The organism is Frankia casuarinae (assembly GCF_000013345.1).
Classification (GTDB): domain Bacteria; phylum Actinomycetota; class Actinomycetes; order Frankiales; family Frankiaceae; genus Frankia; species Frankia casuarinae.
The window spans coordinates 3,488,479-3,509,774 of record NC_007777.1 but is presented as its reverse complement, the minus strand read 5'-3'; the positions used below and the strand labels follow the sequence as shown (position 1 = coordinate 3,509,774).

Annotated in this window: 11 protein-coding genes; 3 read left to right on the top strand and 8 right to left on the bottom strand. The window is 70.0% G+C overall.

The window, feature by feature from the left end:
* The first annotated feature begins 40 nt into the window (after positions 1-40).
* On the top strand, positions 41-241 hold the full coding sequence (locus tag FRANCCI3_RS14885) for an integrase (RefSeq protein WP_011437347.1): 201 nt from the start codon (positions 41-43) through the stop codon (positions 239-241).
* A 120-nt stretch (positions 242-361) separates the two neighbouring features.
* Here FRANCCI3_RS14885 and FRANCCI3_RS14880 read toward each other — a convergent pair whose 3' ends face one another.
* Positions 362-1,246, bottom strand: a complete 885-nt coding sequence (locus FRANCCI3_RS14880) for a pirin family protein (protein WP_011437346.1) — start codon at positions 1,244-1,246, stop codon at positions 362-364.
* A 227-nt stretch (positions 1,247-1,473) separates the two neighbouring features.
* On the opposite strand from FRANCCI3_RS14880, the gene FRANCCI3_RS14875 reads away from it, so the two are divergent.
* Both FRANCCI3_RS14875 and FRANCCI3_RS14870 read left to right on the top strand, forming a co-directional pair.
* The gene (locus tag FRANCCI3_RS14875) at positions 1,474-1,734 is read left to right on the top strand and encodes a toxin-antitoxin system HicB family antitoxin (RefSeq protein ID WP_035911300.1); all 261 of its coding nucleotides are present in this window, start codon (positions 1,474-1,476) and stop codon (positions 1,732-1,734) included.
* On the top strand, positions 1,731-2,042 hold the full coding sequence (locus tag FRANCCI3_RS14870; protein ID WP_011437344.1) for a MazF family transcriptional regulator: 312 nt from the start codon (positions 1,731-1,733) through the stop codon (positions 2,040-2,042). The genes FRANCCI3_RS14875 and FRANCCI3_RS14870 overlap by 4 nt, the downstream gene beginning before the upstream one ends.
* 147 nt (positions 2,043-2,189) lie before the next feature.
* Here FRANCCI3_RS14870 and FRANCCI3_RS14865 read toward each other — a convergent pair whose 3' ends face one another.
* The 7 genes from FRANCCI3_RS14865 to FRANCCI3_RS14835 form a co-directional block, all read right to left on the bottom strand.
* Positions 2,190-4,451 carry a DEAD/DEAH box helicase gene (locus FRANCCI3_RS14865; RefSeq protein WP_011437343.1) on the bottom strand — a complete coding sequence of 754 codons (2,262 nt, stop codon included), beginning with the start codon at positions 4,449-4,451 and terminating at the stop codon, positions 2,190-2,192.
* The gene (gene brxD, locus FRANCCI3_RS14860) at positions 4,448-5,776 is read right to left on the bottom strand and encodes a BREX system ATP-binding protein BrxD (protein ID WP_011437342.1); all 1,329 of its coding nucleotides are present in this window, start codon (positions 5,774-5,776) and stop codon (positions 4,448-4,450) included. Before brxD ends, FRANCCI3_RS14865 begins: the two co-directional genes overlap by 4 nt.
* Complete coding sequence (gene pglZ, locus FRANCCI3_RS14855) at positions 5,773-8,454, bottom strand: BREX-2 system phosphatase PglZ (RefSeq protein ID WP_011437341.1); 2,682 nt, start codon at positions 8,452-8,454, stop codon at positions 5,773-5,775. The genes brxD and pglZ overlap by 4 nt, the downstream gene beginning before the upstream one ends.
* A complete protein-coding gene (locus FRANCCI3_RS27065; RefSeq protein WP_011437340.1) occupies positions 8,451-12,134 on the bottom strand; it encodes a hypothetical protein in 3,684 nt (1,227 codons plus the stop codon). Before FRANCCI3_RS27065 ends, pglZ begins: the two co-directional genes overlap by 4 nt.
* Entirely contained in the window at positions 12,131-15,850 is a 3,720-nt protein-coding gene (pglX, locus tag FRANCCI3_RS14845; protein WP_011437339.1) for a BREX-2 system adenine-specific DNA-methyltransferase PglX, read from the bottom strand. The genes FRANCCI3_RS27065 and pglX overlap by 4 nt, the downstream gene beginning before the upstream one ends.
* Positions 15,847-20,067, bottom strand: a complete 4,221-nt coding sequence (pglW, locus tag FRANCCI3_RS14840) for a BREX system serine/threonine kinase PglW (RefSeq protein ID WP_011437338.1) — start codon at positions 20,065-20,067, stop codon at positions 15,847-15,849. The genes pglX and pglW overlap by 4 nt, the downstream gene beginning before the upstream one ends.
* A gap of 282 nt (positions 20,068-20,349) precedes the next feature.
* Complete coding sequence (locus tag FRANCCI3_RS14835) at positions 20,350-21,210, bottom strand: prephenate dehydratase (RefSeq protein WP_011437337.1); 861 nt, start codon at positions 21,208-21,210, stop codon at positions 20,350-20,352.
* Positions 21,211-21,296: the final 86 nt, after the last annotated feature.

Here is a 21,296-nt window from a genome sequence, read left to right as displayed (position 1 = left end):
CCTGTCGCCTGAAGGCGACAGTCCCCTCCGGAGGTCATTGATGGTTGCTCAGACTACCTACTCGCTGCGTCACGCCTGCCTGTCCGGCTGGCTGGCGGCGGGTGTCCCGCCGACGCGGGTCGCTCAGTGGGCGGGCCACACGGTTCAGATGCTGCTGACGATCTACGCCCAGTGCATCGACGGGGACGAGGAGATTTGCCGGGCCCGTATCGCGGCTGCCCTGTCGGCCGACAGCGCATGATCCTTCGGGCACGTCTCAGACACAGACCGCCGCCGGTCACCGCCGCTGATCGCACGTCTTGAAAGGATGCGAAAATGCCCTCCCACCAGCGGAGACACGCCCTCACCAGCAATAAGTTTGCTATCCCAAAAAATCCTCGATCGCTTTATGCATTTCCCAGACCAGGATCTCAGCGGGAGCCGAGGCGCTGACCCGCTGACCGCCGGTTGCGGTGAACCGGACCGCGTCCCCGGCGCGCAGCACACCCGTCCCCTCCAGCGTCACCTCGCCCTGCGTCACGAACAGGTGCAGGTAGGGAGCCTCGGGAAGCGTGACGTCCCGACCAGGGCTGAGCCGGGCGGCGCACAGGGCCGCGAACCGGTTTCTGATCGTGATCGCGCTCTGCCCGCGGTGCCTGGCCATCCCGGACGCTACCGGTACCAGGCCGCCGCGTAGCAGCTCGTCGTCGATCTCCAGCTGCTCGTAGCCGGGGTCGATGCCCCGACGGTCCGGCGCGACCCACATCTGGACGAAATGCACCGGCTCGTCATGCGGCTCCCCGCCGCCGTCGAGACGCCAGGAGTCGTTCTTCTCCGAGTGCAGGATCCCGCGACCGGCGCTCATCCGCTGCGCGAGTCCCGGGTAGATGACGCCGGAGTGGCCGGTGGAGTCCTGGTGCACGAGCGATCCGCGCAGGACCCAGGTGACGATCTCCATGTCCCGGTGCGGATGGGTCTCGAACCCGGTCCCGGCAGCGACCGTGTCGTCGTTGTTCACCAGCAGCAGACCGTGGTGGGTATTTGACGGATCGTAGTGATGGCCGAACGAGAAGGAGTGGTGGGAGTCGAGCCAGCCGACGCGCGTCGCCGCTCTGTCGTCCGCCCGGCGAATGTCGATCCGGGGCTGTGGGCGCGGGCCCGCGGAGGAGGGTGTGGCGGAAGACGGGCCCGCGGTAGAAAGGGTGGCGGCCGGTGGGACCGCGGCCGGTGGGGTGGACGACCCAGGGGAGGACGGCGTGGCGCTCATGGTGAACCCTCCTTCACGGTAGGCAGGACAATGCCTGCGCAGTCCAGCGTCGTCGGGGCCACGGACATTCCACGGCCCGCGTCCCGCCCAGGCAGATGACCCGCCGGCTAGAGCAACGGAATCACATAAATAGGCATATAATCTGTCGATTTTGGTGGCCGGATGGTGCGACCATGCGTTCCACGCTGCGGCGGATACCGCTGTCAGATCTTGCTAGCATGTTGCGCATGTCGCGCACGATCACGCTCCGGCTCTCGGACGAGGCCTACGAGGCGGTCAAGCGGTACGCCGAGGCCGAGCACACCTCGATGAACGCCTGGGTCGAGGGCGTGCTTGACGCCGAGGACATGCGTCGGCGCTGCGCCGCGCACGGGGCCTGGGTGCGGGCCGACCCGGCGGTGGCCGGCGCGGCCCTCGCCTTCGGGGAGGCCAACCAGCGGGCTCTCGCGGTGTCGGGGCTGCCCAATCTCGCCGACGCCGCCGGGTGAGGCCACCGCGGCGCGGTGAGATCTGGACCGCGGGCATCGGGCCGGCGCCGCAGGCGGTGCTGATCCTCAGCTCCACGGTCTACAACGAGATCGCCGACGAGCCGACCGTGCTGGTCGCCCTGGTCGTGGAGCACGCCACCGACGAGGGGTTCTGCGTCGACCTGGGGGAGGGGCAGTGGGCCGTGATGGGCCTGGTCACGTTCGTGGCCAAGGCCGCCCTGGGTGAATGCCTGCGCCGGGTCGACGCCCAGACGCTCACCACCGCCAACACCATGTTGTTCAAGATCTTGGCCACGCCCGAACGTTGACCTTACGGCAACGGCCCGAACTGGTCGAAGGCGAAAGCAGCGGTGGGGCAAGCGGCGGGTCACTTCCTCGATGCGCTCCAGCCCGGCGTCGGCGTCCGGCTTGGATGTCGGCCGACGTCATCGCCGCCGCGATCAATCCGTTCACGGCTACCATCCCCCAGGCGGAGGCGCAGTCTCCTCCCGGATGATTGCCTTCAGCGTCGCGTGGACGGCGGATGGATCGGTGAGGCGTGCGGCTAGCGTCTCGATCGCGAGTTCGAGGGGAATCGCCGCGGAGAACTTGAGCCCATCGGCAGCCTCGACATCGATGGCCGGAAGAGCGTCAACGAGGTCGTCACGTCGAACATCGAGCATTGTCCGTAGCGCGGCGGAGTTGACGTGCGGGCGAAGCCGCAGCCTGAGATCGCCGACCGGCGCGTCAGCGTCAACCAGCTCGCCGAGCCCCGAGGCGAGGGCCGAATTGGCCGCGAACCCGGCAAATGTCCACCAGATCGGCCGCTTCTCGGGGTCGCGGGTGAGGTAGGTGCGTTCGCCCGGCTCGTCACTGACACTGACACTGACAAAGGAATGCTGCGCGCGGAGCTTGTCCAACGCGTCGGCGGCCCGCCGGGATATCTCGATGCCGGCCGTTTGCCCGGCGAGGACGTCGAGGTGAGCCTGGGCGAGCGGATAGGACATGACCCGGGCCCCGCCGTTCCACCGGGACCGGCCTGGGTAGCGGCTCGGTTCGACCTGGACTCGTCTTCTCCGCCAGTCGACATGATTCACCTTCCAGGCACGACCGCCGAGAAGAACCACCCGCGGTCCGTGCTCCGGTCGAGCCGCGAGCGCGATCGGTGGCAGCTGGCCGAGCAGGCTACGTCCCCACCAGACCTGCACCATCGATTCGCCGGCGAAGGTTGACGTGAGGTCGAGGAAGTAGCGTCGCCCGTATTCCTTCTCCGCCCGCGGGCCGATCGATACCAGCCCGTCGGTGTGCACGACAAACCCGGAGCGGGCCAGATGCGCCAGTACGTCGACCGCGCCCGGAGTCCGGGCAAGCCCGCCGAGCCACTGCCAGACGTCGCGGTCGACGAGGCGGCCTTCCTGCAGGGCCAGTCCGAGGATCTGCTGGGCGACGATGTGACGGGGAAGCACGGGCGGGACGACCGGCTCGACGTATCCGCGTTGCCACAGCAGCGTGATAGCCGCCGCGAGCCACAGAGAGTTCTGCGACGTTGCCAGGAACAGCGTGTTGCGTCGGGTCCCGGGGCGCCGCCCGGTCCGCCCGAGGCGTTGCAGGAAGGAGATCACCGTGGCGGGGGCACCGATCTGGATGACGCGGTCCAGGTCACCGACGTCGATCCCCAGCTCCAAGGTGGAAGTGGCGACGATGACGCAGTTGGTGGATGTCGCGAAGGCGGCCTCGGCCTGCCGCCGGTCATCCCGTGACAGGGACGAGTGGGATACATACGTCCGTACCCCGAGGTCACGCAGCGCAACCGTCAACTCCTCGACCTGGCTGCGGGAATCGCAGAAGACCAGCCTCTTCATCCCCTGATGAAGGCGGGCGACCACGAGGGCGGCGTTGCGCAGGGAGCCCACGTAGTCGATCCCGACCTCCGTGGTGGCTGTCGCGTCCGTGGTGGCTGTCGCGTCCGTGGTGGCTGTCGCGTCCGTGGTGGCCGTCACGTCCGTGGTGGCCGTCACGTCACTCGGCCGGACGACCGCGCGCGGCCGGGCGGATCCGTCCGCGAGCCAGTCGAGCAGTACGTCCGGGTTCCCGACAGTTGCGGACAAACCAATCCGCTGTACCGCCCGGTTGGCGAGCCCGCGTAACCGGGCCAACACCCCCAGCAGATGCCAACCGCGGTCGTCACCGGCGAAGGCGTGGACCTCGTCGACGACAACCGTCCGCAGGCCGGCGAAGAGCCATCGATGATCGACGCGCGCGGAGACGAGCATCGCCTCGATCGACTCCGGGGTGGTCAGCAGAAGATCCGGCGGATCCACGGCCAGCCGCCCGCGCACCGAGTCGGCGACATCTCCATGCCAGACGGCGGCCCGCCGGCCGAGCCATTCGCACATCGCGGCCAGCCGCGGTTCGAGGTTGTTCAGCAACGCCCGCAGCGGACACACATACAGCACCGACAGCCCGCGCCATTTCTCCCCGGCCATCCGGGACAGCAGGGGCAGCGCCACCGCCTCGGTTTTCCCACCGGCGGTCGGTGCCAGCAGCAGCACGTCATGCCCGTCGAGGACCGGACGTATCGCCGCCTCCTGCAACGGGCGCAGGGCAGGCCACCGCAGACTGTTGACGACGTGATACTGGACGGCCGGGTCGAGGGCGGCGAAGCCCGAGGCCCCGGAAGCCCCGGAAGCCCCCGGGGCCCCGGAAGCCCCCGAGGCCCCGGACGTCCGGGAGATCACAGCGGTAGGTCGATGTCGTCGACCGATGCCGCCGGGGGCGGTTGTGGCGGGCTGGGCATCGCCGCACGTTCGGTGTCGGTGAGCTCGGTGGCGGACAGCCGCGGGACGTACGCACGCCGGGGATCGAAGGCGGGATGCTGGTCGACGCGGTCGAGCACATCGACGAGTTTCTTCACGAAGATGCGGGGCGCGACGCCTACTCGCCCGCCGAACTGCCCGACCACGGCCTGCGCGAACTCGGCCAGGTAGCCTTCGTCCACTGCCGTGGCGAACCGCTCCGGATCACCATGGCCGGAGCTGTACAGCTCCCGGATCCGGCCGCCGAGCTCCAGCAGGGAATCCCGGTTGAACCCGGGCAGTCGCAGCTGCACCGCCCGAGGGTTATCGAAAGCTTGATCCGGGAGGAAGTCGACGTGGAGCCGCTGCGCGAGCGGGGCGAGCCGTTGCGCTCCCTGCGGTCCGTCGAAGAACGCGGGAGTGCCGGTGATGACGAGCATCAGCCCGGGGAATCGCCCAGCGTCCACGTCGTCGATGAGCTGGCGCAGCGCGTTGAGCGCCTTGTCACGCATGTCGCCCCGGACCCGCTGCAGCGTCTCGACCTCGTCGAGGACGACCACGAGACCGGCATGGCCGCTGTCGGTGAGCACCGCGAGCAGCCCCTGCAGGAAGCCGAGCGCTCCGTCGTGATCGAGGTCGCCCCGGACACCGCCGGCCCGTTTCACCGCCGCCGCCACGTGCGGTTGCCCGCCCAGCCAAGCGATCAGTCCCTCCGCGGCCGCGGTTTCGCCGGCCGCGGTCGCCCGCCGGTACGCCCGTAGGGCGGCTGAGAAGGACGGCGCGACCCGCCCGACGGCGGCCAGCCGCTGTTCCAGCAACTCGTCGACCCGGCGCGCCAGCTCATTCTCGACGACCTCGCCGCCGGCGAGAACGTCCTCCTCCAGCGCGAAGAACCAGGAATCGACGATGGGACGCAGCGCGCTCGGCGCGAATTCGGCGGTCGCGAGCCGTTCGGCGAGCCGGCGGTAGACCGTTTCGAGCCGGTGCAGCGGGGTCTCGTTCTCGGAGATCGCGATCTCGGCGGTGGCGAACCCCCGGGCCTTGGCCCGCTCGGCGAGCCAGCGGGTGAAGAACGTCTTTCCCGCGCCGTAATCGCCGCGGATCGCCCGGAACGTCGCCTGTCCGCCGGCGAGCCGGTCGAGATCCTCCTCGATCGCCGTGGTGAAGCGGTCAAGACCGACCGCGAGCACATCCAGGCCCTGCCGCGGCACGGTTCCGCGCCGAAGCGCGTCGATCACCTCCCGTCGGCGTTGTTCGGAGATGGTCACGTCAGACCGGCCTGCGTCGCCAGCAACGCGGCGTTCAGCCGCACGGTGTCACCATCGATCCGCAGCACCTCGTAGCCGTCGATGTTCAGCACCCGCTGCGCCGCGGCGAGGTGGCTGGCGATCCGCGCGTCCGGCACGTCGAGCGCGCGGGCGACCGTGGCCCGCGTGGCGGCGCCGCCACGGGCGTCGAGCGCCCGCAGGAGCACCCCGAGCCGGTCCGCGGGCATGGCCCCGCGACGCATCCGGGCGAGCCGAGCCCGCATCACCTCGGTATCGAGCACGCGATCCACCCACGGTTGCGGCGTCACCTCGGACTCGTCGAACAGACCGAGGTCCGGCTGTGCGGCCGAGCCGGCATGTCCGGCCGGCGTGGTGCCCGTGGCCGGCGTGGTGCCCGTGGCCGGCGTGGTGCCCGTGGCCGGCGTGGTGCCTGTGGCCGGCGTGGTGCCCGTGGCCATCGGCTCCACCCACCAGGGAGGCGCGGCATGGTGCAAGGGAGTCCAACCGGGCAGGTCGAGGTCGACCCGACGCAGCAGCGCCAACGGGATCACGATCTCCTGGGCACTGGCGCCGCCGTGGTAGCCGTTGCGCAGGGCCGTATAACGTAGCCGTTCGTTCCAGGCGGCGACGATCCGGCCGCCGCCCAGCAGCACCCGCGGGCCGATGAGCGTGACCTCGTCCTCGTCGGGCGGGCGCGCCGATGATCGCCACCGCGCGCCGCCGCTGTCGTCGGAAACCAGCCGGGAGCCGCGTTCATGGACGTGGCCGTGGTCGCTGACCAGCAGGACGGCCCGGCCCGATCCGTCCGCGGTGGCCAGCAGGTCGAGCAGCCGATCGACCGAGCTGGCGGTCCAGGGGGTGCGCCCACCCTTGTCCAGGGTGTCGTCGACGGTGTTCACAACGATGCCGACCACGGGGGCGTCGCCCCTGATCGCGTCCGCGACGCGCGGCTCAAGCACCTCGCCGGCACCGGCCGCGGCGAGGTCGCCCTTGTGGAACAGCGGCCAGCCCCGCTCGGCGAAGGATGCCTTCTCCTGGCTTTGCGTGCCGTCCACGAGCCGCCCGCACAGCAGGCTCGTCCGCGAGGTCCGGGTGACCGACGGCAGGGTGGCCAGCACCGGTCGGGCCGGGGTGAGGGTGTGTTCTACCCAGCCCCGGGTCGACAGGTCGGCGAGCAGCTCCCGCGCCACCCCGGTGGACATCCCGTCCAGTACGAGCAGCAGCAGCCGGCATCGGCCGGCCAGCGGCACCACGATCTGGTCGAGCACGTCCTCCACCGGCAGCAGCTCGCCCAGCGTCGACCCGGTGCGGGTGTGGTCGGCGAGCAGATTCGCGAACCGCCGTTCGTGTTCGCGGCGACGGGCGTCGACCGTCGTGCACAGTGTCCGGTAGGCTGCGGCGACCACCTGATCGACGTCGCCCTCCCACACCCGCGCCCGGGCCAGGTCGACCCATGCGTCCTGGTCCTGCTGCCGACGGGACGCCTCGGCAAGGCTCGGCGCCGGTGGTCGGGCGGACGCGGCCTCCTGGGCCAGCCAGCGCAGCAGCCGAACGGCCATCTCGGCGCGACTCACCCGCTCGGCATGGTCGGCGGCCAGCGCGTGCGCGTTCAGCCGCGCCACCTCATGTTCGACCGGCCCCAGATCCTCGGCGCGTAGCCGCCGCTTGCGCAGCACCGCGGCGACCTGCGAGCCAATGTGCCGCAGGCGCTGGGTGAGACCGGATTCGAGGACGGCGCTGGGATAAGACAGCTCGGCGGCGCCCTGCCCGGCCAGGATCTCCTCGGCGCGTCGCAGGATTCCGCCAGCCACGGCCCGCCCCTCCTGGCCGAGCAGCCGCTGAACCAGCCCTTCAGCCGCGCGTCCCCATTCCGCGGCGACGGACGGGGCGAGAGCGCCGTCGACCACCCGCGTCTCCAGCATGGTGCGCGGCACCTGCGCCGTGTCCCGGACCTCGGGATGGCTGAGAGCCGCGAGCACCAGTCCGACGGCGACGGCGTCGGGACCGTAGGGCCCGGCGAAGCACCGGAGAACGGCGGCCACCACGTCGCCTCGACCGCCGCGGCCGGCAAGCCATCCGCTCATGCCGGTACGCACCGCCGGGTCCAACGCGCGCCACCGCGCGAGGTGTTCGGCGTCGAGGCTCCATCGCAGCAGGCCCGCGAGGTCGAGGTCGAGCGGGGTGAGCCCGGCCTGGGTCTCGGCGAGTGTGGCCAATGCCGTGGCCCGGTCCAGGTAGCCGTTGCGCGCGGCGGGATACCCGTCCGGCGGGGGGGTGGCGAGCAGCGCGTTCACCGCCCACTGCTCGTCGACGAGGGCCGGATCGATGCCGTGTGCCCGAAACAGGCTGGTGAGCTGCTGCCAGCGATCAAGCGGCAGGATCTTCTGACCGGCGAGCCGGGCAGTGATGCTCGTCCCCAGCTCGCCGGTTTCGTACTCGGTGAGCAGGACGAGTACCTCCCCGGCAGGGAGATCGTCGACCTGTTGCAGCTCGTCGCGGATCGCGAGGGTGGACACGCATGGCCGGACCACCACGCCGCGGCCACCGGGCAGTTCCAGGCGTTCGTCGTGCGGCCACACCGGCGCCGCGGCCAGGGCGACGACGCGCGCCTTCTCGTCTCGGCGGAGCACCTCGGCCACCTTCGCCCGGACCAGGACCGGCGCGGCTACCACGGTCACCGCACGGCCTGCCAGGTGACTTTGATCCGCCAGCCCTGGGCGGTGAGCGCCGCGAGCGTGGACGTGAACTCGGCAACCGAGTCCTGATCGACCTCGCGGGCGCCGCTGGTTGCCACGCCGCCCGGTGTCGCCACGCCCGGTGTGGCCACGCCCGGCGGGTTGATGGTGCCGGTTCTGCTCGCTGGGCGGGAGACCCGTCGGCTCCATTCCAGCAGCAACCCGCGAGCCTTCCTGTCCGCCTTGGTGAGCGCCGGCTGGAGGTGCTGGACGTACTCGTTGGCCGCCCAGACCGCGGCGAGCTCGGTCACCAACGCGGCTGCCTCCGCGCCCCGCGGATGCTCGGGTCCCCAGTCGGCCACGGTGGTGAAGATGTTCCAGTCCACCTCCCGGATGGCCGCGTCGAGATCGGCGGCGGTGGTCAGGCTCCGACCGGTGTGCAGCGGGACCGCGGGGAGGTCGAAGGCGGCGAGCCGCTCGACCAGGGCCAGATTGTCGGTGATGGTCGCCAGGTCCGCACAGAGACGCAGCGCGCCCTGGGCGATCCGGACTCGTTCCGTCGCCGGGTCGGTGCCGTCCCGGAGCACGGTCGGTCCTCGGCGGATGAGGGCCGCGTGCAGCGCGCGAACCTTCGGAAGCCGGTCCGCGACGGCTGATCGTACCCGAGTGGCCAGCAAGGCGACGTTGCGCGCGGTACACAGTTCGGTGATGTCAGTGATCAGGAAGAGGGCGTGCGCCCGGCCGCGGGCCTCCTCCCAGGTGTCCCGATCGGGTAGCGGCTCGGCGACAACGCGCGCGTCCGCGGGCAGCGGGCGCGGGATGCTCACGTCGAGCGGCCGGCCGTGGAGGATGCCGCGGTTGGTCTGCTCGGCGAAGACCAGCACAACAAGGTCCGCGATCTCCTGGGGCAGACCCATCCGCTTCGGCTCGTCCAGCCAGGCACGCAGGTCTCCGACCGTGACCGGCCGGCCCGCCGCCTCGGCCTCGATGATCTTTCGGCCGAGGTGCCGTTCCCAGTGGTGGCCGAGGACGAAGTACTGGTCGCTCTGCTCGCCGAGCCCCAGCGGGTTGGCCACCTTCCGCATGACGGGCCGCTCGCTGGATTCGACCATGATCCGGTGCTCGGGATGTTCGATGGCCCGGCGCACCTGGGCGTGCACTTTTGCCAGGTCACCCGGGCGCACCTCGCCGTCGAAGTGGGGGTGGGCCGGGAACTCCCAGCTCAGTGCCTGGTCGAGCAGGTTTTCGAAGGCGGGGCGCAGGGCGGCACCGGCGGGGACCCGGGGCGTGAATCCCGGTTCGAGGCTGACGAACATGTCGATCCCGCCGTGCGCGGGATCGACGACCGTCTCGTCCGGGGTGACGAGGCCATAGGCTTGCAGCAGCGCGTTCGTCAGTTGGCTGCGCAGCTGGTCGAGCTGCGCGGTCAACTGCTGGTGGGCGATAGCCCGGTCATTGTCGGACAGGTGCCCGGCGAGTTGGTCGAAGCTCGGCCCGACGGCGTATTCCAGCCGCAGGTAGCGGCCCAGGCTCCATTGGGTGTGTGCGGTGAAGTGCCGCGGGACCCAGCAGAGGGTGCGCGCTGGGAGCGCGTCCCGCAGCCGCGAGACCCGGTCGAGGGCCTCGGCCGGGGAGTGGTCGTCCGGATCGAAGGGGACGTCGAGGGCGAGCCGCCAGCCGTTGTGGGTGGGCGTGAACATGCTGTCGCCCACGTCACCGGGGTCGCGAAGATAGCCGTAGATGAGCTCGACGTTGCGTTTGGTGCCGCGCCAGGTGGCGGTGACGATCGTCGCGCGGTCGATACCCTCCGGTTTCGTGGCGCCGAGCGCGTCGAACAGCAGCGTTCGCACGGTCAGCCGGCGGTCGCCGGGCGAGTCGGCCCCCTTGGCGTTCTCCAGAATGCCCTCGATGTCGACGCCTTCGAGCCGCACCGACAGGAGCGGGCTTGCGTCGTCCCCGCTGACCTGCACCGCGCCGAGCCGGGCCGCCCATTTGCGGACGACCTGGGTGACCGCGCCCGTCTCCTGACCCGGCACCATCGACCGGATGTACCCGTGGTTGAGGGCCACGATCCGGCGGGCGGTGAGATCCCGCATCGACGGGACCTCGGGGAGCAGGGCGGCGAGCACCAGGGTCTTGGCGATCCGGTCGTCCATGTGCACGGCGTGTTTCGGGGCCACCCCGGTGACGGTTTCCTCGGTCAGCCCGTGGCTTTCCAGGATGAGCCGACGGATCTCGCCGTAGACCTTCTGCGCGTTGCGCCACAGCCCGCCGAGCTCGCCGCTGATCGGCGACGCATCCGTGATGAGCGCGTCGAACAGGTCGGAGACGGGGACGAGCTGGCCGAGCTGCAGGGTGTCCCGCTGGTCAACGAGTAGCTGCTGCATGACCCGCAGCGCGGTCCGCTCCCGCTGGAGGAACCCGGACAGCGCGACGAGCGTCTCGACGAATGCCGGGCTGAACGGATAGGTCAGCCGGAACGCGGCCCGGTCGGCGTGGGCGGTCATCAGCGCGGCCCGGATGTCCGCTCGGACCCGGTCCATCGCGGCGAACGAGGTGTCGATCTGTGCCCGGGTGGCATCGCTGCGCGGCCGCAGGACCCGCTTCGACATGATGAGCGGCAGGTTGTTGTCGGAGAGCTTGATCGAGCCGAACCGACCCTCCCACCACTTGAGACTGTCGGCGAAGGCAAGATGTTCGGTGCCGGGCAGGTTGGTGCCGACGAGCTCGCGCAGGTCCCGCTGGCGGGCGACGAAACTGATGATCGGCACCGGTCGGTCGGCGTTGGCCGCCTCGACGAGCTTGGCGACCTTGGGAGCCTCGTTCGCCACCCAGGCGTGATCGGCCATCCTGGTGGCGAACCACAGGATGAGCTCGTCGAGGAAGAGGATCAGCCCGTCGTAGCCGAGGCCGGCGGCATGCTGGCTGATCGCGGCCAGGCCGTCGTCGATGTTGACGTAGCCGGTGGCGGCGCCCCGGGCGAGCTCGGCGAACCCGACCAGCGCCTTCTCCAGGGTGCCGACCAGGTCGCGGCGCTCCTGCGCGGCGGGAGCGGCGGTCAGTGCCTGCTCGAACCGGTCGGCGTCCCAGGCCCCGTGGTTCAACGTGCCCCAGCGCGGGTCGGCAGCCGAGCTCCGGTCGCCGCCGCCGAGCAGGCCGAAGAACGCCTGGTCGCCGAGTTGGCCGCGCAACGCCACCGCGGTGTCGAGCAGCGGCTTGTCGATGAGGACGGCGGGCAGCGGCGCGTCCGGGTGCAGCGCGCGGACGTGCGCCAGGTAGCCGCCGAGGACCGCCTCCTCCAGCGACGTCTTGCCGACGAGGTGATACGGCACGACGAGGAACTGCTTGCCGATGACGTCACCGTCGAATGCGGTGATGACAGGGGCGAGCTCGCCGATCGCCCGGGCCCCGGGGTGGTTCCGCGCCAGCGCGCCGAGCACAGCCATGAAGTGGCTCTTGCCGGACCCGAACGAGCCGTCGAGGTAGGCGGCCTTGCTACTGCCGTCGGTGAGCGCGCTCTTGATCAGACCCAGCGCCTCCCCGAACCGGATGGCCAGCTCGGGGGTGACGACATACTCGCGCAGGGTGCGATCGATCTGGGTCACGCCGCGGGACAGGTCGAGGACGAAGTCCCCCGGGTACACGGCCTCGGGGATGTCGAGGAGTTCCGAGATCAGGGTCATGACCGGGCCGCCTTCGCCGGAGTCGTGGCGGGCTTATTCGCCGGCTTCTTCGCCGGCTTCTTCACCGTGGTTCTCGTCTTCCTGGCCGCGGGGAGCCAGCCGGTGAGATCGTCACGGGTCAGCCCGAGCTGGCGCACCTGCTCGTCGAGGAAGCCGGTGTAGGCGTCCGCGGGCCGAATACCGAACTCCGGGTCCAGTTCCGAATGCCATTGCGCGACCCACGGCAGGAGTTCCAGCAGCCCGGCGAGCAACGGCTTGGTTTTCTCGGCGTCCCAGGCGTCGACCTCGCGCCGATCGGCGATATAGGTGGCCAGCGCCTGCGCCTGCTGGAGATGATCCCAGCCGGCCCAGCCCAGCAGCAGGGTCCCGTCCCGGGAAGCATCCGGGTACGAGATGAACCGCTCCTTGGGCACGTCCAGCTTCCCGCGGCTGCGCCAGTAGGACGTCTCGCGGAAGTCGGTCTGTTTGTACTTCGGCGGCACCTTGATGTCGATGATTTTACGCGGTGGGGCCGGTGGCAGCGGCTCGTCGGACTCCTTACGCCGCTCCTCCTCGGCCCGGATCCGCTCGTCCTCGGCATCCTGCTCCCGCTGGAGATCCCAGGTGCGTTCCCACTGCGCCCGGACCCGCAGCCCCATGTCGGTGTACCGCCAGGCGGCGAGGAACGGTACATGCTCGTCGCGCACGAGATCGGCGACCACGTCACCAAGAGCGGTGTCGCGGGCGTAGAGCCTGGCGACGGCGGTGAACTCGGCGTCGGTCCGCAGCTCGTCGGCGAGCTGGGCGACGGTGCGCGGGGTCGGTTCCGGTCGGTGCCACAGTTCGCGGGCCTCCAGCCGGTCGAGCAGCCAGGCGCGCAACGCCTCGGCCTCCATCTCCGCCCACGGCCGGCTCGCCCAGCGCCGCTTGCATTCCGGCCGCTCGATGAGGTGAAGGTACGGATCATCGTCGATCTTCGCCAGCCGCCGCTCGACGAGGGCCCGGTAGTCCTGCGGCCAGTGCGCGGGCAGCTGGATGATCGGCGTCGAGCGGTGCCGGGTGAACCATTCCGTCTCGGTCTCGCCGGCATCGTGCTGCCGCGCCAGCACGATCTCGAACGCCCGTTCGCCAAGCGCCAGCGGCGGCTTCGTCACACTCGAACCGATCAACCCGTCCGCGTCGTCGCCGAGCAGCCCGTAGAGACCGTAGACCTCCCAGTCCAGCTCCTCCTGCGCCGAGATCATCTCCGCCCGGATCCGCTCCCACTCCGCCCGCGCGTGCACGAGTGCCTCCCGGGTCGGAACAGCGTCCCTGGCCACCGCGGCCGGCGCGACCCGCTGGAGCTCCTGAGCCAACCCGTCCAGCCGCGTCGCCAACACCAGTGGCGCCCCGTCCGGCAGCGGAAACTCCTTCAGCTTGGTCCCGGTGAACTCGTAGAAGTGTTCCCAGTCGTCACTGGTGAAGCCTCCTCCCTGGCCACGGATTCCTTTGTCGTGGCTCACCTGCTTGAGCCAGAAGCACGCCGCCGACGAGTTCAGCACCCCGACCAGCCGCAGATGTTTCTCCTCCGTGGCTCCCTCGGGCAGCTTGAGAACGGTTGCGGTACGATTGAATATCTTGCCGCCTCGGTCGAGTGTGAAGTGGTTGTGGGTCGAGACGAACGGAAAGGCGATCGCCAGCGGGGTGTGCAGTCGGTTTGCATATATTTCTAAATATGCATACCATGGTCGATCGTTTTCGGCAAGACTTCTACCGAATATTGTGCGAGCAGACAGGATTGTTCGGTTTGGCCAGAGGAGATTTTGTACAACTTCCTGATCTTTTAAAAGGGGGATTCCTTTGGTTATGTCGGCATACGGATTAATTGCAATGGGAGGTTGTTCGATCGTGTAGTCACGTACTAGCTCGCCGAAAACATGGGGGACCATGTTGTCCTGAAACCTGGTCACCGCCGGAGAACTATGGGCAAGTATCCAAGCGTCATCTTCGCCGAGCTGGACGGTGCGTCCGATGTCAACTCCGAGATTATGTAGACGCGCGCTGGTTGTGTCTATCTGAGCTTGCAACTGAGCCGCTCCACCGCCAGCGAGTGACCAGGGATGCCTCGCAAGATCTATCCGCTTGATTCCGAGGGTGCTGATATACGCATCCGTGTGGTCAGCATTCGCGAAGTTCTCTACTATTCGTGTCCACACGAGGCCTTTGGCCGGGTCGGCCGGTGCGCTGGGCTCGCCCCGGATCCCAAGGACAGTCTGCACCGTGGTCAGGGAGGGGCGGCGGTGGCGGCCGAAGATGAGGACGGTCGGGGTTCCGTGGCCGGGGATGTAGGCGCCGCTGGTGTCGACGAGCAGGGTGAGGTCGACGCTCGGGAAGAACTCCTCGATGAGTTTCTTGCCGAACTCGCGCTTCATGAAGGAGTTCGCGGTGATCTGGCCGGTGAAGCCGCCGTTGACCGCGAGTCGGAAGAACCGCTGCGCGAACGGCACGCTGAGCGCGTACTGGCGATGGCATGCGCTCCAGCGCACCCGATAGGCGTTGCTGGGGGCCCGGTCCTTGACCGTGATGTACGGCGGGTTGCCGACAACCGCGTGGTAGCGGGCTTCCAGGATCTCCTTCAGCTCGCGAGCGTCCTCGTACTCGTAGGTGAACTCACCCTCACCGGTGGAACCCGTCAGGGCGTGGGTGGCGACGCCGTCGAGTTCGTCCTGCTGATCCTCGGTGCCCCACAGCAGGGAGTCACCGATGGCGATGCGGATGCGCCAGACGGGGGCGTCGACGAGCCGGGTGATCCCGCAGACGGCCAGTGCGGCGATGACGAGGCGGAACCGGGCGATCGCCGCCGCGAACGGGTTGATGTCGACACCGTGGACCTGGCCGAGTACGCGCTCCACGTGGACCTTGACGTCAATCCCATGTTCCTGCTTCTGCCACCGGTCGAGCAGGAGGTCGAAGGCGCCGAGCAGGAAGTGCCCGGAGCCGCAGGCCGGGTCGATCATCCGAACCTCGGCGAGGCCGAACTCGTCGATCGCCGGGGCAAGGGTCCGGCCGAGGATGAACTCCTCGACGAACTCGGGGGTCTGGAGCAGCGCGTAGTCCTTACGCGCCTGTTCGGAAAGATCCTGGTACAGATCGCCGAGGAAGCGGGTGGAGGACGCCGGATCGGAGAAGTCGTGGACGAGAGCGCCGGTTTCCGGGTCGATCCGCCGCCAGAACTCCAGCAGGCCGGTCGCCGCGTCCGGTGAGATGTCCACCAGGTGCAGCGGGTTGTGCCGGTTGACCAGATCCCGGGTTGCGTCGTACGCCTCCAGCCGGGCGACCGCCGCCCGCAGGTAGTCCAGGTCGGAGTCATTCTTGTGGTCCTCCGCCTGGAAGTAGAAAGTCTGCCATTCCCGGGCCTCGGCCACCCCGTCGACCCGTTCCCTGGCCTCGCCTGTCTCGTCGGCCTCCTGCTCGGGGCGGACCGGGCCGGCCAGCATCGGACGTCCCAGCAGCGTGTTGTCCTCGCAGAATCGGGTGAACACGCAGGCCAGCACCCAACCGACCGCCACCTGGGTGAGCTGCTGGTCGAGCCACGTCTCGTAGCCGACGCCGGTGCGACAGCCGGTCTTCGCCTCCTGGTACCGCTTGTGCAGCCGATCGTCGACGTCCCGGTCCGACCGGGCCCGCGCGCGCAGGTCCGCCTCCAGGCCGCGGACCTGCCGCTGGAGATCGGCCAACAGGCGTCTCGCCTCGATCACGCTGCTCCTCCCTCAGCGCCGTCGGCGAGCCGAGACTCGTGCCGGACAATCCACTCCTCGGACAGCGCCAGGCCCTGGTTGCCGAACTGGGGCACGGGAGCGCCACCATCCAACAACGGTTGTTTGTCCACGTCGGCCCAGGGTACGAGCAGCCACACCGTACGCACCGGTGATGTCTCGGTCGTCATCCGCACCGATGCGCGCAGCTCATCCAGTACCACCAGCGCCGGATCGTACCGGGCGACCACCCCCGCATTCGTGATCAGCACCGCCGGCCCCGCGGCCTCGATCGAGGCCCGCACACCGGCGAGCCCGGCCTGCGCGACCCTTGAGAGGTTGGCCCAGTCGCGCGACGATCGGTCGGCGGCGTCGGCCGCCAGGACGATCGACCACTGCACCCGGTGCTGGGCGCAGAACTCCCGCATCCCCGCGAGCAGGGCTTGTTCCGCGTCGACAACGGTGACATCCTGCGCGGCCAGGCAGCGTTCGGCCCGGGCGAGTCGCCGCGGCGGCACCGACAGCACCAGCCAGCCGCCGTCCACCAGCGAACGGGTGAGCCGGTCATCCGCGGCCAGCACCTCGTCGGAGACCCGGCGCCATCCCATTGTCGTCCAGGCGGCGCCCGCGCCGGTGCTCCAGCGCGGCCTGGTTCCACGGGAGGTGACCAGGGAGGTGAGCCCGGTCACCTCGATGCGGCGGGTCACGTACCGCTTTTTCTCGTCGTCCCAGCACAGCGGCACCCCGGCCGCGTCGAGCAGGGCGTCCAGCTCGGGACGGCCGGGCAGCGCGCCCGCGTGCGGGAACCGCACGATGATCCGCTCGGCCACCTGCTCGGGGGTCAGCTCCGTGCGGCCGTACAGCGCCCCGGCGGCCAGCCGCAGCGCCCGTCCCGCGTCGAGGCCTCGCGGGTAGACCTCCAGGCGCGGCGTCACCGCGGCGTTCTCGGAGGCGATCATGGCGACGTCGAGGAGCCGTTCGGGGAAGATCAGGGAGGGGTCGGTGTCGCCGGGGGCGCGGACGGCGCGCAACGTCTCGATGACCCGAGCCGGAGCCGGCAGCGGGTCCGCGCCGGCGAGGTCGTCGGCCGCGCCGCCGAGCCGGGAGGCCCAGTCCAACCGATCGGCGGTGGAGGGCCCGTCCCCGGCGCGCGCGGGGCCGGCGGCGACGAGGATGCCGTTGGGCTCTCGGCTGTACACCAGCCGTGGATCGCCACCCATCTCGGAACCGCCGGAGGCGTCGTGGGTGGTGTCGTGAGTGGTGTCGTCGCGGGGGGAGTCGTCGGCCAGCTCGGCATCGATCGCCGCGCGTACGACGGCCTCGGCGAGCCGGGAGCGCAGCGGTTCCTCCACCGTGCTGCCCTGAAAGTCGAGCAGGGCCGCCGCGCAGTGCCGGGCGGAGGCGACCCCACCGACCGACTCGACGACCTTGACGATGGTGTCCCGCAGCTCTCGCATCCCGTCGAGGGCCAGCCAATGCCGCTCGAACCTGGCTACCGCCTGCCGGACGGTACGTTGCTCGCGGTCAAGGGCCTTGGCCGCGTCGCGCACGCTCGTCCATGCGTTGCCGCCCTGCTCGCCGAGGCCGAGCAGGGCTTCGGCGACGGCCCGGTCGGTCGCGCGGGGGATGAGCCCGGCGGCGACGCGGTCGAGGAGCGTCGGCTCGGTGGGCCGCTCGGCCGGGGAGGAGGTGACCTGGCCGGCCAGCCGGTCCAGGTCCGCACGCAACTGCTGGCGGGTCTTCGTACCGATGCCGGGCAGCCAGACGACCTGGGCGGGCGACAGGTCGAGCGCGCCGCCCACCGTATCGATCGACAGCCGTTCGAACACCGACAGCACCGGGCGGGACAGACCGGCGGCGCCGATGGGCGTGTCCCGGCTGATGCGCGCGGAGGGCGGCTGCGGGACCACGCTGGCCGGTTCGGCCAGGATCGCGTTCCAGGCGCGGCGCATGTCCTCCGCGGTGTCGAAGCGCTGTCTGACGTCCCGGTGCAGCGCTCGGCGGAAGAACTCGGTGAGACCGGTCGCGTACGACCGGTCGAACAGCTCGGGTTCGATCGCCACGTCGGCGTCGACGAAACTCGGATGCCCGCCATGGGTTCCGTACTCGGGCCGGCGTGCGGTCGCCATCTCGTAGAGCGTCACCGCCGCGGCGTATCGCTCGGCAGCCTGATCCCATCGGCGGCGCTCGCCGCGGCCGAGGAACGGGTCGAGGTACGGGCGGGTGCCGGCTTCGATGGCCTCCAACGGCTCCTTCGCCAGGGAGAAGTCGAACAGGACGAGCTGCCGCTTCTTGCCCCTGCCGCCACGTTCGGCGACGCCGAGGTTGTCCGGCTTGATGTCGCGATGCGCCAGCCCGGCCCGCTGTAGATGCTGGACGATCTCCAGCAGGTCGTCGCCCCACCCCTGGAGCCATTCCGGTTGTAGTCGGCCTCGCTCGCGTAGCTCCTGGGCGAGGGTGCGTTCCCCGGCTGAAGTGATCAACAGGGCCCGGCGTGGGCCGACGTCGATCACGCCGTCGCTCAGCAGCTGCACGACACCGGGATGCTCGCTGAGGGTGCGCAGCGTCTCGGCCTCGGCGACCAACCGCGGATCCCTGTCTCGGTCCAACGACACCTTGAGAACCGCGCGCCCGCCGTCCCGCTCGACGAGCAGAGCGAGCGCCGTCGAGCCGCGGCCCAGCCGGCCGAGGACCGAAAATCCGCCCTCCAGTTCGGCGCCGGCCTCGGCCTCCAGGGGATCAACGACAACCGGTGCCTCCTCCGCGATGGCGGCCAGCCGTTCCCGAACCAGGTCGAGATCGAGCAGGAACGCGGCCATGTCCCGGGTGCGTTGCTCCGGGTCGGCCTCGGTCGCCCGGGCGACGAGCTTGTTGAGCTCCTCGGAGACGGCATCAACCTGTTCGGCGAGTAACAGTCGGTTGTGTTCGGACAGACGTCGGCTGAGCTCCCCGGATGAGGCCGCGGGGGGTTTCCCGGTGAAGATCCGGTAGGCGATGGCGCCGACCCCGAAGACGTCGAGGGTGACCCCCTTCGCCGTGCCCCAGCTCCACTCGGGTGCGAAGTAGGCCGCGGCGGCGTCGTCGGCCAGTTCGACGTAGCCCCCCGTCGACGTGGCCGGGCCGGTGGTGCTCGGTATCCCTGACGTCGATTCGGAGCCGCGGGAGGCCGTCTGCCAGTCCGTGATCTGGAGGGCGAAGCGGTCGGACCGGCGCCGAACCCAGACGCATCGCGGGCTCAGGCCCCGGTGCGTCAGCACCCGCCGGTGGGCGTAGGCCATGGTCTCGGCAAGGACGCGCAGCAGTGCCAACCGATCGTCGAAGGACAGCTCGCGTTCGTGTTCTTGGAGGAAATGGTCCAGCCGGATCAGCTCGGGATCGTGGGGAAAGACGAGCGCGGGGCCCAGATCGTGCTCGACGAAGTCGATCGGCGCCGCGATCCCCGGATAGTCGATGCCGCGTAGTGCGAGGTACTCCCGCTCGGCGGCCCGCACGAGCTGGTCACGCTGGTGCACCGACTCCACACCACTGGCCAGATAGATCCGCACCCGCCGCGGCCGGTCGTCGGGAAACCGCTGGTTGCGGGCGAGGAAGTCCTGCCAGCCGACGCCCTCCTGGAAGGCGGGCAGCTCCAGGCGAAGGCTGCCGACGGTCCGCGCCCGCTGGGACGGGCGGATTCCGGCCTGGTCGACGGCCCGGGCCAGGGCATTACTGAGCTCGCCGTCCACCCGGCCGGGCTGCCGCGCGAAGTCCAGGAAACTCGGCAGCTGGGTCTGGTCATGCCGTCCGAAGACGTGCGCCCGGCCTTCTGGGACAAGGCGGATCTCCAGCCGCGCGTCGCTCAGGAATACCGCGCCCTCCACCCATGGCACCCGTCGGCCCCGCATCGCCGGCCGGGAAACCAGCAGCGACTTCAGTTTGCGGGCCTTGCGGTTTGCTCCGATGACGGGGTTGTCGACCGGGGCGCGGTGGCTCTGACGCCAGGTGCCCGCGTCTCCCACGAGGACACCGGACCAGGACTTGATCTCCAGCACGACGATGCCCGCCGGCAGGACGAGAAGCAGGTCGACCTCGTTGACGGAACCGTCGGACCCGAGAAACTCGGCGTTCGCCCAAGCCCGGTAGGGATCCCCGGTTGGTAGCTGCGCCTTGAGATAGGACAGGGCCGCACGCTCCCAGGCGTACTCGGACGGTGTGCACTGCGTCCAGCGCTCATCGTCCAATGGGCCCTCCCCCGATGCGCGGCCGGGCCCGGAACCGGACCGGCACAGTCCAAAGATCTTGAATCGTATCTCTGTGGCTGCAGGTGCTTGCAACCAGTGCTGTGGGTAGGCCGTCCCGCGATGGGCTCCAGCGGTGTCGGGGCTGCCCAATCTCGCCGACGCCGCCGGGTGAGGCCACCGCGGCGCGGTGAGATCTGGACCGGCGGGCATCGGGGGCCAGCCGGGCAGCGGCTGGTCCTTTCCTACCGGGCTTCTGCCGGGGCGCGTTCCACCGGCGGCCGATCAGGCCCCGGAACCGGTGCTGATCCGTTCCCGGTACCGGCTCGCCCGGTAGACGCCGAGGATGCGGTGGTCGGCGTAGAAGGACAGCTCCTCGAAGGCGCGGGCGACGGCCGGCTCCTCCGGGCTGCCCTCGATGTCGGCGAGGAACTGGGTGGCGACGAAGCCCCCGCCCACCATGTAGCTTTCCAGGCGGGTCATGTTGACCCCGTTCGTGGCAAAGCCGCCGAGGGCCTTGTAGAGCGCGGCGGGCCGATTGTGTACCTTGAAGAAGAACGTCGTGACGATCGGGCCGACACCGGCGGCCGCGCGCAGGTTCTCGCCGGACAGAATCAGGAACCGCGTCGTGTTGTGCTCCGCGTCCTCGAGATCGGCCTGGAGGATCTGCAGCCCGTACGCCTCGGCGGCGAGCCGGGAGGCGATCGCGGCCCTGGCCGGATCGCCGGCCTCGGCGATCTCCCGGGCGGCCCCGGCGGTGTCGGCGTGGGCGACCGCCGTCAGACCCAGCGTGCGCAGCGCCTCCCGGCACTGGGCCAGCGCCTGGGGATGGCTGTGCACCGTCTTCACCTCGTCGAGGGTCACCCCGGGCAGGCCGAGCAGCTGGTGACGGATCGGCAGGAAGTACTCGCCGATGATGTGCACCCCGGGGCGGGGGAGCAGATGGTGGATGTCGGCGACCCGACCCGCGGTGGAGTTCTCCACCGGGATCATCGCCAGGTCCACCTCACCCTCCTCCAGCGCGGAGAAGCACTCGTCGAAGGTCTGGTAAGGGACCGCGTCGTAGTCCGGATAGACGTCCCGGCAGGCGATGTGGGAGTTGGCTCCCCGCTCGCCCTGGAACGCGATCCTCTGTCGGGCGGTCATCCATGTCCTCGAATCCGCTGGATCGGGTACCGGCTGGGTCCGTGCCGGCTGGGTCCGTGCCGGTGTTGGTGCCGGTGTTGACTCCT

Bases quoted from the DNA above. Each gene is read 5' to 3' on its own strand.
- FRANCCI3_RS14875 (WP_035911300.1), top strand. From the start codon at position 1,474: ATGTCGCGCACGATCACGCTCCGGCTCTCGGACGAGGCCTACGAGGCG.
- FRANCCI3_RS14880 (WP_011437346.1), bottom strand. From the start codon at position 1,246: ATGAGCGCCACGCCGTCCTCCCCTGGGTCGTCCACCCCACCGGCCGCG.
- FRANCCI3_RS14885 (WP_011437347.1), top strand. From the start codon at position 41: ATGGTTGCTCAGACTACCTACTCGCTGCGTCACGCCTGCCTGTCCGGC.
- FRANCCI3_RS27065 (WP_011437340.1), bottom strand. From the start codon at position 12,134: ATGACCCTGATCTCGGAACTCCTCGACATCCCCGAGGCCGTGTACCCG.
- FRANCCI3_RS14835 (WP_011437337.1), bottom strand. From the start codon at position 21,210: ATGACCGCCCGACAGAGGATCGCGTTCCAGGGCGAGCGGGGAGCCAAC.